Here is a 13091-nt window from a genome sequence, read left to right on the forward strand (position 1 = left end):
CCGTAGCACATGGATTGAGCATTACACGTACCCGGAGCGGAGTGTGCTGGCTGAGCAGTTCGACGCCTGGCTCGCCGCGCATGATCGGGAGCGTGACCGGGAGGTTGCGGCACGGACGCTGGAGGATGCGGCGAATGCCTGGACGCAGGGCGAGTGGGCGAATACGCCCCGGAAGGCCGAGCGGGCCGCAGATCGCCTCTCCGCAGCGCAGTACGCGGGTGACTGGCTCCGCGCCCGCGCCGAGTCCATCCGCACTGAGGGAGGCGGCGATGGGTGACCGCGAGTGGACACCACGCGAGAAGGCGATCAAGAAGGCCGCGAAACGGATCATGCAGCACTGGGGCGCGAGCGATTCCATGCCCCGGGGAGTGCGTGAGGAGGTCTGGTTGGAGGCGCGTGCACTGGCCCACGAGATCTTCGACATGGCCGATGCTGTGCGCACCGAGGGAGGGCAGACCGATGGCTGAGCTTCCCGGCCTGGAGTTGCCACGCGCACGCCAGGAGACCGAGCGCACGATGCTGGACCGCCTGCGTGCCCGCTACGGCCGCACCTACCAGAACGGCTCCTACCGTGGCCGGCAGTACGTCATCGCGGAGAAGGTCGCGACGACACCGGGTGCATGGGGCGGGACCGCATCGCGGATGCGATCGTGCTGGACACGTGGGCGACCGCGCACCATGACCTGACAGAGAGCGAGAAGCTCGACCGGAAGTGGGGCGAGCGGCAGTCGGTGCACGGCTTCGAGGTCAAGGTGTCCCGCGCGGACTGGCTGACCGAGCTACGTGACCCGGAGAAGGCCGAGGCGTGGGCACGCTACTGCCACTACTTCTGGCTCGTCGTCGCCGACAAGACGATCGTGCACGACGACCTGCCCGACGGGTGGGGCTCCTCGTCCCGCACGGGGCTGGCCTGCGCGCGGCGGTGAAGCCAAAGCGCCGGGACGCCCTGGCGATGCCGCTACCGATCGTCGTGTCGATCGCGCGCGCGGTGCAGAAGACCGAAGTTGCGATGGCCGGGGCGACACCAACACCACCAACCACGAGGACTGGAGGCAGAGCAATGGCTGACTATCGCATCGAGTACACGATCTATCGGGATGACGAAGAGATCGGATTCGGGTCGTCCGCGTCCTGGTCAACGCCGCAACAGGCCGCACACATCCTGTCAAGCGACATCGACAACTACCAGTGGGAGACAGAGTCGGGGCACCCCGACCCCGCGAGATCAAGGCTGATGTCGAGGACGGGAGACAGAGCAATGGCTGACGGATTCACGCGAGGCATGACTCGCAAGGTGCGAGCGGCCTACGAGTTCTACATGGTGACACAGGAGGGCATGAGCGCCGGGGACGCTCTTCGTGCTTTCGACCGGTGGCACGAAGAGATCACTGCCCCGGCTGATGTCGAGGTTGGGAGACGCGATGCCTGACCAGGAGTACGAGGTGTACCGCACGATGAAGGGCGTCCAGGTCTACCGAGTGACCGCGCGCTCTCGCAATGACGCCGTGCGGAAGGTGCTCGACGGCGGCGGCGAAGGGCTGACGTTCGAGATCACTGAGGGCGCTCGAACCGCGCAGGCCTTCCCCGTAGATGTCGAGGACGGGAGGCAGATCCACGAGGCGCGGCTCGTGAGCGTGTCGATCGACCAGACCGGTCTGGGATCGATCGACCTGCGCGACGGGCGGCGACAGCCGTGAAGATCGCGATCGCCGACCCGCCCTACCCGCCACTGTTCCGCGAGCGGTTCGACCTCGTAGACGGCCGCTCCAGAGTCACCGCCCGATCCCGCGCGACCCGCTGGTACGGCGACGGCACGCGCTCAAGAACCGATGCACCACGCGCCGACCTCCACCCAGAAGCGAGCAAATGGGACGACATAGCCGAACACCGCGCCCTGCTCCTGCACCTGGTGGAGCACTTCGACGGCTGGGCCATCGCCACCACACCAGACGGTCTCGGCGCCTACCACCCGCTGCCCGTCAACTCGCAGATCATGGCCTGGCACCGGCCCACCGCGATGCCCGGAGGCGGGCGCCTCATCGAGCGATGGGAGCCCGTGATCGTCTACATCCCCGAGGAACGACGCACCCGCGCCGGCGCACGAGTCTCCAACGTCCTCACCGCCAATGCCCATCAGCACGCGGTGGCCGTGGAAGCTTCGTTGGATCGAAGCCACCCGAATGGACACGCTGGGTACTCGACGCCCTCGGCTACGATCCCTCCACCGACGAGCTCCACGACCTGTTCCCCGGCTCCGGCGCCGTCTCAGACGCCGCCGACGGAATGCTCATCGGCATCCAGTGACACGCCGAGACAAACCGCGCTCGCCGCAGGCCGACGCATTTTCGTGTTACAGTTTCGACGCGCGGTAGAAGTGTTTCTATCGCCAGACGCCCCGAGGCAGACGCCCGGGGCGTTCGACGTTAACACCTGACCTACCCCAGCAGGTTACGCCTCGGGTTGGGAGGCACGTTGTGAGCCTCTCAGCGATCATCCACTCAGCGGAGTACCGGGCCCTTCGCGCGACGCTCAAAGCCGAGTGGCGGGCGAGGAACGCTGCCTGTGGGATTTGCGGACAGGCAACGATCGAGTACGACGGCGCGAAGAACGAACCCGACAGCTTCGAACTCGACCACAAGATCAGTCGGAAACGCTGCATCGCCATGGGGTTCCCCGAGTTGATACTCGACCCGTCGAACTGTCAACCCTCGCACTGCCGGTGCAACCGCTCGAAGCAGGACGGCGATGCACGCCCACCATCGGAGAGACCACGGAGGATTGGTGACCATGCGCAAGATCACACTCAAGGACGGCCCTCTCAAGGGCAAGACCGTCCTCGTCCACGAGACACAGACGAGCTTCACCACCCACGCCGCGCCCGGCCGATATGACATCGGCGACAAGGGAGCGAAGTGGACGCCCGCCGCGAAGAGCGCGGCGAACTGATGGCCACCGTTGGATCCATCGCGCTCCGCCTCCGCCTCCGCATCGAGGCCGGCATCGTCGACGGTGTGCTCACCGACGTGGGCCACGCCGACATCGACATGCCCCTCCCTGTTCGCCTCGCCCGCTCGGAGGAGCAGGAGTCGCCGGTGCGACCGTAGAGGTCGACACCACCGCGCTCCGCTCGACGCTGACCGCCGCGGTCGCTGCCTTCGAGAACGTCGTGGCCGCAGGCTCGTCCCACCCGAGGAGGGAGGGGCGTCCGGATCTCTGCAGTCCTGACGCCCAGGCCACTCCGCCGGCAGTGATTTCCCCACCCAGGGTTAGCTCGACGTCGAGAGAGTCGTCCGCGTCCGCAGATCGGAGGCCCGTCATGGCGATGTCTCCGGAGGAGCGAAGGGCCCGCGATGCCGCACGGAAGCGGCGCACGCGCGCCGCAGCGCGTGCGCAGCGCGACGCCGAGCTCGCGGACGCGCGCGCATCCGCCGAAGCAGAAGCGCCCACGACGATGCGTGACGCCGTCAAAGAGGCGATCGCCGCGGCGAAGTGGCTCACTGGCACCGACTCCGCATCGACCGCGCAGGCGACCGTTCTCGCCGGCCGCATCGACCTCCTCGAGCACGAGGGGGAGACGACGAAGGCTCTCTCGGCTCATCGCGCGCTCTCGCAGGTGCTCAACGACCTGGGCATCACCGCGACCAAACGCCTGCAATACGAGCTGCGGTCGCTGAAGCATGCGCCGAAGCCGGAGGGTGACGATGAGCGGGAGTCGAGCGAAGGCGAAGCGCCGTCAGGCGACAACGTCACCAAGTTCCAGAGGCCGGCGAAGCGGCGCGCGTAAGGTCTACGGCTGCCAGACGCCGAGGCTGTTCACCCCGCCGAAGCGTGAGCTCACCCCGGAGACGAGCCTTGGGTTCGACGTCATCGAGTTCTGGGACTGGATGCGCGATCGCCTCGAGGAGCTCGCCGAGAATCGCGCCGACAACGACGACACCGACTATCTCGACCTGCTGCCGCGCGCCCTGGAGTGGCAGAAGTGGCTGCTGATCCACGCGCTCGAGCTGCTCGACGTGCCGGGCTGTGTGTTCCGATTCCGCACGGTCCTGTTGCTGGTGGCACGGCAGAACGGCAAGAGCACGCTGCTCACCGTGCTGATCCTGTGGCGCCTCTTCCAAGACGGCGCCCGAATGGTCCTCGAGACCCACGCCTCCCTCGATCACGCCAAGGAAGCGTGGGAGGAAGCGGTGAAGGTCGCCGACGCCATCCCGGAACTGTCCGACGAGATCGCCGAGATCAAGACCGGCAAGTCCTCGGAGCTGCTCGAGCTCGACGGCGGAGAACGATTCAAGATCGCCACCGCCAATCGTCGCGGCGGCCGTGGCTTCCGCGGTGACCTCGTCATCTTCGACGAGCTCCGCGAGCACCAGGACTGGCGGGCATGGTCGGCGACATCGAAGACGACCCTGGCCCGGAAGCGTGCACAGGTATGGGGCGTGTCGAACGCCGGCGACATGTCGTCGGTGGTGCTGCGGCACCTCCGTTCCGTCGCGATCGGCAACATCACTGGCAAGGCGCTCGACGACATCCCGCCCGAGATCGCCGACCAGGTCGACCTGGACAGCATCGGGTTGTTCGAGTGGTCGGCCGGCACCGTCGACGGCACCGAGGACGGACAGCCGGTCAGCAAGTGGGACCGAGCGGGCTGGGCTCGCGCGAACCCCTCGTTGGGCTACACCGAGCTCGACGAGCGCGCGATCGCCGCCGCGGCCGCGTCCGACCCGGAATGGGAGTTCCGCACCGAAGTGCTGTGCCAGTTCGTAAACATGATCGGCGCCGGCCCCTTCCCGAACGGGGCGTGGGCGAACACCCTCGACACGAAGGCCGACCGCGCCCAGCGGGGAGTGACCCGCGACCCGCACCGCCCCGCCTGCTACGGGTGGACATGTCGCACGACCGCACCATGGTCTACATCGCACTGGCGTTCTGGGACACCGAGGGCAGGATCCGTGGCGAGATCGTCGCGCAGCGCGCCGGCGCCGAATGGGCGATCCCTGGTTGCAGTCCCCGGCCAGGAAAGTCGCCCCCGACCATGTCGCCTTCCAACGCCGCGGCGCGCCCATCTCATCAATGTGGCAGGACTTCGAAGACGCGGGAATAGACGTGACCGCGTGGGGCGACGACCTGCTCGCCGGATGGCATGGGAAGGTCTACGACCTGCTCCGCATCGCCGCGCCCGACGACTCGCCCGCGGGCGAAACGCCCGAACAGATGCGGGAACGCGTCCGAATCTCGCACGGTGCGCAGCCGGTCCTCGACGTGGCCGCATCGACCGCGCAGATCAAGGCGGTCGGCGATGGATGGGTGATCGACCGGAAGGCGTCCCCAGCGGATGCCGCCCCGCTGCTGGCGTTCATCGCCGCTGTCGGCCTGCTGCTGACGAACCCGGCCTCGGCATCGAGGTCGGCGTACGAGAACAACGGCCTGATGGTCGTCTGAGGTTGGGAGGCCCGTGTGGGCGCATTCCGGAAGGTGCTGCTGCTGCGACGGGTGATCGTGAACCTCGTCGACGGTACGTCGATCGAAGGGGTCCTCTATCGCGATCCCGGCAATCTGCTCGTCCTGAAGAACGCGATCTATCACGAGCCGGGCGCCGCGCCGCTCGAGCTCGACGGCGACACCGTCATCGACCGCGCCAAGGTCCTGTTCGTTCAGGCGCCGTAGAGAGGAGGCGACGATGGTCTTCGCTGTCTCCGAGGGCAAGCTCCTCTCCGTCCAGAAGCCCGCGTATCAGGCGCCGACGTCGCTGCGGCTCAGCGACGACCTGTCCGAGGACTACGCGACGCTCTATCGCAAGCAGCCTTCCGTGCGCACGGTGGTCGACTTCCTCGCCAGGAACATCGCGCAGCTGTCCCTGCACACCTTCCAGCGCGTCGACGACAGCGACCGGAAGCGGATCCACGATCATCCCTTCGCGGTGCTGATGCGCGAGCCGAACCCGTACACGACCGGCTACCGCCTCATGCGGGACCTGATCTCCGACCGCGGTATCTACGATCGCGCCCTGTGGGTCAAGGTGCGCCACGCCGGTCGCGACATGCTCGTGCGGATCCCGCCGCGACTGTGGGAGATCCGCGACGACGACAACTGGCTCTCCCCGTCGGCGTTCGTCATCAAAGGCAACCGCGGCAAGACCACCATCCCGCCGAGCAGTGCGTCTACTTCCGCGGCTACAACCCCGAAGATGAGCGCTACGGGCTCTCGCCGATCGAGTCGCTGCGCCGCATCCTCTCCGAGGAGTACGCGGCAGGGCAGATGCGGGAGCAGTCGCTGCGCAACGGCGCCCGCATCGGCGGATACATCCAGCGACCCAAGGACGCCCCGGACTGGTCAGATCCAGCCCGCGATCGATTCGCGACGGGGTGGCGGGCACAGTACTCCGGGCAGACCGCCACTGAGGGCGGCGGCACACCGGTGCTCGAGGACGGCATGACCTTCGTCGCCGCCGGCCACTCGGCCGCCGACATGCAGTACATCGAGGCGCGCAAGCTCTCCCGCGAGGAAGCCGCCGCGGCGTACTTCATCCCGCCGCCGATGGTCGGGATCCTCGATCACGCCACCTTCGGCAACATCGAAGAGCAGCACAAGATGCTCTATCAGGACACCCTCGGCCCGACGCTGCAGGAAGTGCAGCAGGAGATCGTGTTGCAGATCCTGCGGGCGAACTTCCCCAACGACGCCGACGAGCTCTACGTCGAGTTCAACATGCTCGAGAAGCTCCGCGGCTCGTTCGAGGAGCAGGTACAGCAGCTGCAGACCGCGGTCGGTGCACCGTTCCTGAGCCGCGCCGAAGCTCGAGCTCGGATGAACCTCCCGCACATCGAGGGCACCGACGAGCTGGTCGTCCCTCTGAATGTGCTGATCGGGGGTATGGCGTCACCGACCCACCAGGTCCCCGCCGGTTCCGGCGGCGGCGAACTTCCGCTCGACGAGGAAGCCAAGGCGCTGACCGCGCGGCTTCAGGTGAAGTCGCGGGCGACAGCACCGCAGATCGCCAAAGCGGCGCAGGTCCTGTCGGAGTTCTTCGCCCGGCAGGAGCGCAGCGTGCGCTCCGCGCTGGGCGCGAAGGATGCCGAGTGGTGGGACGGTGAGCGGTGGGACCGCGAGCTCGCCGGGGCGCTGCTCGCTCTGTCTTCATCGATCACCGTCGACGTCGCCCGCAAGCAGCTCGAACGCCTCGGCATCGACCCGGACCAGTACGACGTCGACCGGACGATGGCGTGGATGCGGAAGGTGTCCGAATCTACGGCGACGAGCATCAACGCCGCCACGCAGACAGCGATCGTCACAGCTCTCGCCTCCGAGGACGGCGTCGACGCGGTCGGACACGTCTTCGAGGTCGCCAAGACCGCCCGCGCCCAGCAGGGCGGACAGACGCTCGCGACAACGCTCGCGGGATTCGCCTCCGTCGAGGCTGTGCAGCAGGTGCGCGGGAGTCGCGGCGCCACCAAGACGTGGATCGTGACCTCCGGCAACCCACGCCCTCGCACGCACAGATGGCCGGGGAAACGGTTCCCATCGATTCCGTGTTCAGCAACGGCGCGAAGTGGCCCGGTGATACCGGGGCGCTCGACGTCGACGAGGTCGCCGGCTGTTCCTGCGACGTCGAGATCAACTTCGAGTAGGAGGAGCCATGCTCACCAAATCGATGCCCGTGTTCATGAAGGCAGTCGGCGAGTCGGACGGTCTGGAGGATGGCACCTTCGAGGCCATCGTCTCCGTCTTCGGCAACGTCGACAGCTACGGCGACAGGGTGATGAAGGGCGCGTTCGAGAAGACGCTCGAGGAGTGGACGGCATCAGGCAATCCGATCCCGGTCTACTACTCGCACCGGATGGACGACCCCGACTACAACATCGGGCTCGTCCTGGACGCGAAAGAGCTCGCCCCTGGTGACAAGCAGCTGCCGGAGCCCCTGATGGAGCTCGGCGGCCTGTGGGTCAGGGGCCAGATCGACCAGCACGAAGAGGCACGCAAGGCGCGGCAGGCGTACCGGCTGATGAAGGGGCGCCGGCTGACACAGTTCAGCTTCGCCTACGACATCGTCGACTACGCCGTCGTGAAGGCCTCCGCCGACGACGAGTACGTCTGGGAGCTGCGCGAGCTGAAGCTCTATGAGGTCGGGCCGACGCCGATCGGCGCGAACCAGGAAACCGAACTTCTCAGCGTGAAGTCGGCGGCGCACCACGCCGACCGGCTCGCCGCTGGGCTCAAAGCCGGCCGAGTGATCTCGGCCAAGAACGAGAGCGAACTGCGCACCGCGTACGAGTCCATCGGGCGCGTGCTGGATGCTCTCGAACCCGACGAGGACAGCAAGGCCAGCGAACGCGCACCGGCCAAGACCGCCGACGACCCCGACGGGGCCAAGGCGGCCGAGGAGCCCACACGCATGTCGTCCGCCCGCGCCCGTCAGCTCATCGCTCTCGAATCCGCGAGCGAATCCATCTAGTCCCCACGGGGAGGAAGGGGAGCGTCATGACGACGACTCTCGAAGAGCAGATGCGTGCCGAGCTCAAGGCCGCGCGCGACATCTCACTGAAGTACGGCGATGGCGACATCGAGGGCGACGACCTCGCGGCCGTCACCAAGCACCTGAAGGCCTATCAGGACCTGAAGGTGCAGTTCGAGAAGGGCAAGGAGTCCGACGACGTCAAGGCGCGCCTCGACGCGATCGGCTTCGATCTTGGCCTCGAGCGCACGCCCGAGCAGGAGGCGCAGGCAAAGGCGTTCCGTCAGCCGTCCAAGCTCAAGAGCATCGGCCAGATGTTCGTCGAGTCCGCCGAGTACAAGGGGCTGATGTCCCAGTTCGGCGGCGGGCACATCAACGAGAAGGCGCGGGTGCAGTCCTCGCCCTTCGGCATCAAGGGCCTCGTCACCGGCGGCTCGGACACCTCCGGCGGCGCGTTCGTGGAGAACGACCAGACCGGCATCTACGAGCCCCTCGGACGCCGGCCACTGACCATCCGCGACCTCGTCTCGGTGCGTCAGACCGAGTCCGACACGGTCGAGTACGTGCGCCAGACGGTGCAGCTGGCCAGCGCCGCACCGGTGCCCGAGGCCACCAGCGCCGCCGCACCGACCGTGGCGACGGTGGAGGACGGCGAAGACCTCGTCTCGACCGTCGTCCCGAACCCGGGAGGCGGATACAAGCCCGAGGGGTCGCTCGCGTTCGAGAAGGTCACCGCGACCGTCAAGACGATCGCCGAGTGGATCCCCGCAACCAAGCGCGGACTCGCCGACGCGAAGCAGCTGCGCGGCCTGATCGACGACGAGCTGCGCGCCGACCTGGCGGAGGAGGAAGAGGACCAGATCCTCAACGGCAACGGATCCGGTGAGAACTTCACCGGCATCCTGAACACCTCCGGCACCCAGGCGCAGGCCTACTCGGCGACGGTCGCAGACCTCAACCCGCTGATCGAGACCACTCTCAAGGCGAAGACCAAGGTCCGCACCGGCGGCCGCTCGATCCCCACCGGGTACGTCCTGAACCCGGCGGACTGGGAGATCATCCAGCTGGCCCGCCTCGCCAAGAACCCGAACAACGAGGCGACCGCGGGCGCCGTGCAGACCCTGCACGGACTCCCGGTCGTCGAGTCGGAGGCGATCCCCGCCGGCACCGGCCTCACCGGTGACTTCCGCAAGGCGGTCATCTGGGACCGGGAGCAGGCGTCCATCACCGCCACCGACTCGCACGCGGACTTCTTCATCCGCAACCTCGTCGCCATCCTCGGCGAGGAGCGACTCGCGTTCGGTGTCACCCGCCCGACGGCGTTCGTCGAGATCGACCTGACCGCGTAATCGATCGGGGTCACCGTGGCCAAGTGCAAGATCTGCGGTCAGCCGCACCAGGCCTGCGGACCGCGCACCACGGTGATCCCCGTCGACGAACGCATCACCAGTAAGGAGCACAGTCCCATGAGCCTGAAGCGATACACCATCCCCTCCGGACGCCGCGGCGAGCACACCATCACGGTCAAGCTCACCGAGGCCGAAGCGAAGAGGCTCGGCGCGACGCCGGCTGCCGCCAAGGCCGCCAAGCCCGCGGCGAACACGAAGCGCACCCCGCGCAACAAGGCCGCCAAGCCCGCGGCGAAGACGGCACCGAAGGCAGATGCCTCGGTCGAGGCCGCGTCCGACCCGGACGCCAGCGAGTAAGAGGGGTGGTGGGGATGTCGTTGGAACTGACATCGTTTGCGACACCGGAACAGATGGCGCAGCGCTCAGGCGGCGCCATCCCCGCCACTCGCCCTTCCTGCAGAGCGAACTCAACGCCGCGACCCGGCAGATCCGCAACGCCTGCGGCTGGCACATCGCGACTGTCGAAGAGCTGACCTACAAGAAGGTGCGTCCGTTCTCCGAGGCCGTGTGGCTTCCGGCCATGCAGATCGAGGCGATCGCCTCCGTCACGATCGACGGCACAACTCTCACCCCAGCGAACGTCGATTTCGACCCGGACACCGGGTGGACGTCGCTGTGCGGCCGGCGAGTGAACCTCACCTTCACCGCAGGGCACGAGGCCATCCCCGAGGACCTCGTCACGCTCACCCTCGAGCTCGCCGCCGGCGCGCTCGGCTCCCCGCTCGGCATCAGCCGTGAGCAGGCTGGCGCCGTCTCGGTGACCTTCACTCGCACCTCCGGTGCGCTGCAGCCTGCCGACCACGCCCGCCTCGCCGCATACAAGCTCGGGAGGCTGCCGTGATCTCCGGGCTCGTCGCCCGCCACACCATCAGCCGGGAACGACCCGTGATGGTCACCGACGGCCGCGGAGGCCGCGAACCGGACTTCACCGGCGCCACATCAGTTGACCTGGACGGGTGGGCACTGGACGCGGGGAACACGCTCGCCGATCAGCAGAACCGCGACGGCGCGCTGATCCAGTGGACGGCCCGAGGCCCGTTCGACGCCGACATCGACCGGCATGACCGGATCACCGTCAGCGGCGAGCAGTTCAAGATCGATGGCGCCGTGATCCGGCAGCCCGGACCGACAGCGGCGACATCCCACACGATCCTGCTGCTCGCAAAGTGGAAGGGGTGAGACCGTGGCCGGCAAGATGCGCATCCAGATCAACAAGCCCGGGGTGCTCGCCCTCCTCAACGCCCCCGAAGTCGCCGCCGACCTCACCAGCCGCGGCAACCGGATGGCCGCGGCCGCCGGCGACGGCTTCGAGGTCGACACCACCAGCAACCGCGACCGCGCCGTCGTCTTCGTCCGCACCGCCACCGTCGACGCCATGCGCGCCGAAGCCAAGGACCGATCGCTGACCCGATCGATCGACGCCGGGAGGTAGACCGTGGAGCTCCTGGTCCCCGCCGACGTCGAGGTCGCCGCGCTCGCCGAGCTGTCCACCATGCTCCCCGGAAACGGCTTCCCCGGCGTCACGTCGGCCGCTGAGGCGCTCGGGACGAAGATCCCGACCGCTGACCCCAAGCCGGCCGAGTTCGGCCGTGTGCTGACCACCGGCGGCGCCGGGCGGGATCTCGTCACCGACACCCCGACCCTCATCCTCGAGGGCTACGCCGTCACTGAGCAGCGTGCCCGCGACCTGTGCGCGCTGATGGTCGCAATCGTCGAGGCCGCGGCCCGCGCCGGCTCCCTCGGCGGGGTGACATGCTACGCCGCCCGTGTCGGGTCCCTGCCCAGCAACCTCCCGCACCCACAGGTGCCCACACACTTCCGGTTCACCGCCACAGTTTCCGTCGACCTCCGCAGGACGACGGTCTAGGTTCCCCGCTTCACTCACCGGTACGCCCGTGCCGGTGATCCGTCGTGCCTGAAAGGGGCAAAGACATGTCCGTGAACAGCAGCAACGTCTACGTCGGCGCACCCGATCAGGCCGTGACCGGAGCGATCCTCACCGGCCCCGAGACGGACGTCATCCCAGACACCATCGATGACTTCACCTTCGAGGGGCTCGACTCCTCGGGATACGTCGGCGAGGACGGCGTCACGATCACGCCGACCGAGTCGACCGAGTCGATCAAGGACTGGTCGCTGAAGGTCATCCGCAAGATCCTCACCGAGTTCGACTCGACGATCGCCTGGGCGCACCTCGAGCTCAACGAGGCCGCGCTGAAGAACTACATGGGCGAGGACAACGTCGACGTCACCGAAGCGACCGTCTCCGCCGGCACCCTGACCCGCGCCGCGATCGCCGGCGAGATGCGCCCGGTGAAGGCCTGGTACTTCAAGATCAAGGACGGCACCCGCCGCGCCCTGGTCTTCGTCCCGCACGGTCAGGTCACCGACCGCGGCGAGATCAGCCTGCTCGCCTCACAGGCGATCACGCTGCCGGTCACGCTCACGACCTACCCGGATGCCGCCGGCAAGAACATCTACATCTACCTCGACGACGGCGTCGTCGCCGCCAGCGGGGACTGATAGACCGTCGCGGCGGGGCCACCGGGAACCGGTCCCGTCGCGACGCTGCAGCCGTTGGTTCCCGAGAATGAGAGGTTCCCATGGAAGAGAAGTTCCACCACACGCTGCCCAGCGGCGACACGATCACGCTCCCGAAGTACAAGCACATCCCGCCGGGCTGGCCCGCAGGGCACGCAAGGAACCCGCGGGCGATCAGATCTGGACCTTCCTCGAGGCCCTGTGCCCCGAAGAGGATCTCGCCAAGCTCGACGGGCTCACGCTCGAGGGCTTCGCCGAGCTCGCCGCCGCCTGGCAGAAGGACTCCCGCGTGAACCAGGGGGAATCTTCGGCCTCCTAGATCTCGTAGACGAGCATCGGGAGGCCGTCGAGTTCGAGCTCCTGGTGATCGGCCGACACCTCGACGAGCTCGGCACCCCGGCACTGTCCTGGCGTGACCTGTTCGTCCTGGTGCGCCGGTGGCAGAAGGTGCCGGGGAACGCCTTCGCGGAGTCCTGGCGGGGAGCGGCGCTGCCGTCCTGGTCGGAGCAGGTACTGGCAGTGATCGTCGATCTGCTGCAGGCCGTGAGCTTCAAGCTCAGCCGCGGCAAGGGCAGCAAACCCCGGCGTTTCGAGCGCTGGTGGGAGCGGGTCAAGAAGCGCTTCGGGCGCGACCCGATCCCCATGTCGCAGTTCGACGACTGGTGGGAAGCCGCCGGCCGACGCTGACCCGG

At 67.7% G+C, this 13091-nt stretch carries 23 protein-coding genes and 3 pseudogenes; 25 read left to right on the forward strand and 1 reads right to left on the reverse strand.

Annotated features, from left to right (window positions below):
* The first annotated feature begins 43 nt into the window (after positions 1 to 43).
* From KAE78_RS11950 to KAE78_RS12000, 11 genes and pseudogenes are all read left to right on the forward strand, one after another.
* On the forward strand, positions 44 to 277 hold the full coding sequence (locus KAE78_RS11950; RefSeq protein ID WP_223170981.1) for a hypothetical protein: 234 nt from the start codon (positions 44 to 46) through the stop codon (positions 275 to 277).
* A complete protein-coding gene (locus KAE78_RS11955) occupies positions 270 to 467 on the forward strand; it encodes a hypothetical protein (protein WP_223170982.1) in 198 nt (65 codons plus the stop codon). Before KAE78_RS11950 ends, KAE78_RS11955 begins: the two co-directional genes overlap by 8 nt.
* A complete protein-coding gene (locus KAE78_RS11960; RefSeq protein WP_223170983.1) occupies positions 460 to 687 on the forward strand; it encodes a beta/gamma crystallin family protein in 228 nt (75 codons plus the stop codon). Before KAE78_RS11955 ends, KAE78_RS11960 begins: the two co-directional genes overlap by 8 nt.
* A complete protein-coding gene (locus KAE78_RS11965) occupies positions 621 to 926 on the forward strand; it encodes a hypothetical protein (protein ID WP_223170984.1) in 306 nt (101 codons plus the stop codon). Before KAE78_RS11960 ends, KAE78_RS11965 begins: the two co-directional genes overlap by 67 nt.
* Positions 881 to 1429, forward strand: coding sequence for a hypothetical protein (locus tag KAE78_RS11970; RefSeq protein WP_223170985.1), 549 nt, complete (start codon positions 881 to 883; stop codon positions 1427 to 1429). Before KAE78_RS11965 ends, KAE78_RS11970 begins: the two co-directional genes overlap by 46 nt.
* Positions 1422 to 1697 (forward strand): hypothetical protein, encoded by a 276-nt coding sequence (locus KAE78_RS11975; RefSeq protein ID WP_223170986.1) that lies wholly within the window; start codon positions 1422 to 1424, stop codon positions 1695 to 1697. The genes KAE78_RS11970 and KAE78_RS11975 overlap by 8 nt, the downstream gene beginning before the upstream one ends.
* Positions 1694 to 2434: a hypothetical protein gene (locus KAE78_RS11980; protein WP_223170987.1), complete on the forward strand. Its 741-nt coding sequence runs from the start codon at positions 1694 to 1696 to the stop codon at positions 2432 to 2434. The genes KAE78_RS11975 and KAE78_RS11980 overlap by 4 nt, the downstream gene beginning before the upstream one ends.
* 40 nt (positions 2435 to 2474) lie before the next feature.
* Positions 2475 to 2681 (forward strand): annotated as a pseudogene (locus KAE78_RS19860) (hypothetical protein); the annotation flags it as partial.
* 106 nt (positions 2682 to 2787) lie between these two features.
* A complete protein-coding gene (locus KAE78_RS11990; RefSeq protein WP_223172524.1) occupies positions 2788 to 2946 on the forward strand; it encodes a hypothetical protein in 159 nt (52 codons plus the stop codon).
* Positions 2946 to 3104 carry a hypothetical protein gene (locus KAE78_RS11995; protein ID WP_223170988.1) on the forward strand — a complete coding sequence of 53 codons (159 nt, stop codon included), beginning with the start codon at positions 2946 to 2948 and terminating at the stop codon, positions 3102 to 3104. The genes KAE78_RS11990 and KAE78_RS11995 overlap by 1 nt, the downstream gene beginning before the upstream one ends.
* A gap of 212 nt (positions 3105 to 3316) precedes the next feature.
* Positions 3317 to 3784, forward strand: coding sequence for a hypothetical protein (locus KAE78_RS12000; RefSeq protein WP_223170989.1), 468 nt, complete (start codon positions 3317 to 3319; stop codon positions 3782 to 3784).
* Here the strand turns inward: KAE78_RS12000 and KAE78_RS12005 are convergent.
* Complete coding sequence (locus KAE78_RS12005; protein WP_223170990.1) at positions 3747 to 4367, reverse strand: hypothetical protein; 621 nt, start codon at positions 4365 to 4367, stop codon at positions 3747 to 3749. The genes KAE78_RS12000 and KAE78_RS12005 overlap by 38 nt on opposite strands.
* A 703-nt stretch (positions 4368 to 5070) precedes the next feature.
* Between KAE78_RS12005 and KAE78_RS12010 the strand changes: the two genes are divergently transcribed.
* The 14 genes and pseudogenes from KAE78_RS12010 to KAE78_RS12070 all read left to right on the forward strand — a co-directional run bounded on the left by KAE78_RS12010 (position 5071) and on the right by KAE78_RS12070 (position 13086).
* Positions 5071 to 5439, forward strand: a complete 369-nt coding sequence (locus KAE78_RS12010; protein ID WP_223170991.1) for a hypothetical protein — start codon at positions 5071 to 5073, stop codon at positions 5437 to 5439.
* A 57-nt stretch (positions 5440 to 5496) separates the two neighbouring features.
* On the forward strand, positions 5497 to 5664 hold the full coding sequence (locus KAE78_RS12015; RefSeq protein WP_223170992.1) for a hypothetical protein: 168 nt from the start codon (positions 5497 to 5499) through the stop codon (positions 5662 to 5664).
* 13 nt (positions 5665 to 5677) lie between these two features.
* Positions 5678 to 6058, forward strand: a pseudogene (locus tag KAE78_RS17865) (phage portal protein); the annotation flags it as partial.
* A gap of 5 nt (positions 6059 to 6063) precedes the next feature.
* Positions 6064 to 6750 (forward strand): annotated as a pseudogene (locus KAE78_RS17870) (phage portal protein); the annotation flags it as partial.
* A gap of 910 nt (positions 6751 to 7660) precedes the next feature.
* Positions 7661 to 8449: an HK97 family phage prohead protease gene (locus tag KAE78_RS12025; RefSeq protein WP_223170993.1), complete on the forward strand. Its 789-nt coding sequence runs from the start codon at positions 7661 to 7663 to the stop codon at positions 8447 to 8449.
* A 26-nt stretch (positions 8450 to 8475) separates the two neighbouring features.
* Positions 8476 to 9798 (forward strand): phage major capsid protein, encoded by a 1323-nt coding sequence (locus KAE78_RS12030; protein WP_223170994.1) that lies wholly within the window; start codon positions 8476 to 8478, stop codon positions 9796 to 9798.
* A 117-nt stretch (positions 9799 to 9915) separates the two neighbouring features.
* Entirely contained in the window at positions 9916 to 10155 is a 240-nt protein-coding gene (locus tag KAE78_RS12035) for a hypothetical protein (RefSeq protein ID WP_223170995.1), read from the forward strand.
* A gap of 187 nt (positions 10156 to 10342) precedes the next feature.
* Positions 10343 to 10699 (forward strand): hypothetical protein, encoded by a 357-nt coding sequence (locus KAE78_RS12040; RefSeq protein WP_223170996.1) that lies wholly within the window; start codon positions 10343 to 10345, stop codon positions 10697 to 10699.
* 47 nt (positions 10700 to 10746) lie between these two features.
* Positions 10747 to 11037 carry a hypothetical protein gene (locus tag KAE78_RS12045; RefSeq protein ID WP_223170997.1) on the forward strand — a complete coding sequence of 97 codons (291 nt, stop codon included), beginning with the start codon at positions 10747 to 10749 and terminating at the stop codon, positions 11035 to 11037.
* Positions 11038 to 11041: 4 nt separating this feature from the next.
* Positions 11042 to 11290, forward strand: a complete 249-nt coding sequence (locus KAE78_RS12050; protein WP_223170998.1) for a hypothetical protein — start codon at positions 11042 to 11044, stop codon at positions 11288 to 11290.
* 3 nt (positions 11291 to 11293) lie between these two features.
* On the forward strand, positions 11294 to 11725 hold the full coding sequence (locus KAE78_RS12055) for a hypothetical protein (protein ID WP_223170999.1): 432 nt from the start codon (positions 11294 to 11296) through the stop codon (positions 11723 to 11725).
* A 65-nt stretch (positions 11726 to 11790) separates the two neighbouring features.
* Complete coding sequence (locus KAE78_RS12060) at positions 11791 to 12381, forward strand: hypothetical protein (RefSeq protein WP_223171000.1); 591 nt, start codon at positions 11791 to 11793, stop codon at positions 12379 to 12381.
* A gap of 67 nt (positions 12382 to 12448) precedes the next feature.
* Positions 12449 to 12718 (forward strand): hypothetical protein, encoded by a 270-nt coding sequence (locus tag KAE78_RS12065; protein ID WP_223171001.1) that lies wholly within the window; start codon positions 12449 to 12451, stop codon positions 12716 to 12718.
* 44 nt (positions 12719 to 12762) lie between these two features.
* A complete protein-coding gene (locus KAE78_RS12070; protein ID WP_223171002.1) occupies positions 12763 to 13086 on the forward strand; it encodes a hypothetical protein in 324 nt (107 codons plus the stop codon).
* The last annotated feature ends 5 nt before the right edge of the window (positions 13087 to 13091 follow it).

The sequence above is a fragment of the Microbacterium sp. NIBRBAC000506063 genome, assembly GCF_017968845.1.
GTDB lineage: Bacteria > Actinomycetota > Actinomycetes > Actinomycetales > Microbacteriaceae > Microbacterium.

Coding starts and splice junctions, on each gene's coding strand:
- KAE78_RS11955 (WP_223170982.1), top strand. CDS start 270: ATGGGTGACCGCGAGTGGACACCACGCGAGAAGGCGATCAAGAAGGCC.
- KAE78_RS11960 (WP_223170983.1), top strand. CDS start 460: ATGGCTGAGCTTCCCGGCCTGGAGTTGCCACGCGCACGCCAGGAGACC.
- KAE78_RS11965 (WP_223170984.1), top strand. CDS start 621: ATGGGGCGGGACCGCATCGCGGATGCGATCGTGCTGGACACGTGGGCG.
- KAE78_RS11975 (WP_223170986.1), top strand. CDS start 1,422: ATGCCTGACCAGGAGTACGAGGTGTACCGCACGATGAAGGGCGTCCAG.
- KAE78_RS11990 (WP_223172524.1), top strand. CDS start 2,788: ATGCGCAAGATCACACTCAAGGACGGCCCTCTCAAGGGCAAGACCGTC.
- KAE78_RS11995 (WP_223170988.1), top strand. CDS start 2,946: ATGGCCACCGTTGGATCCATCGCGCTCCGCCTCCGCCTCCGCATCGAG.
- KAE78_RS12000 (WP_223170989.1), top strand. CDS start 3,317: ATGGCGATGTCTCCGGAGGAGCGAAGGGCCCGCGATGCCGCACGGAAG.
- KAE78_RS12010 (WP_223170991.1), top strand. CDS start 5,071: ATGTGGCAGGACTTCGAAGACGCGGGAATAGACGTGACCGCGTGGGGC.
- KAE78_RS12025 (WP_223170993.1), top strand. CDS start 7,661: ATGAAGGCAGTCGGCGAGTCGGACGGTCTGGAGGATGGCACCTTCGAG.
- KAE78_RS12030 (WP_223170994.1), top strand. CDS start 8,476: ATGACGACGACTCTCGAAGAGCAGATGCGTGCCGAGCTCAAGGCCGCG.
- KAE78_RS12035 (WP_223170995.1), top strand. CDS start 9,916: ATGAGCCTGAAGCGATACACCATCCCCTCCGGACGCCGCGGCGAGCAC.
- KAE78_RS12045 (WP_223170997.1), top strand. CDS start 10,747: ATGGTCACCGACGGCCGCGGAGGCCGCGAACCGGACTTCACCGGCGCC.
- KAE78_RS12060 (WP_223171000.1), top strand. CDS start 11,791: ATGTCCGTGAACAGCAGCAACGTCTACGTCGGCGCACCCGATCAGGCC.
- KAE78_RS12065 (WP_223171001.1), top strand. CDS start 12,449: ATGAGAGGTTCCCATGGAAGAGAAGTTCCACCACACGCTGCCCAGCGG.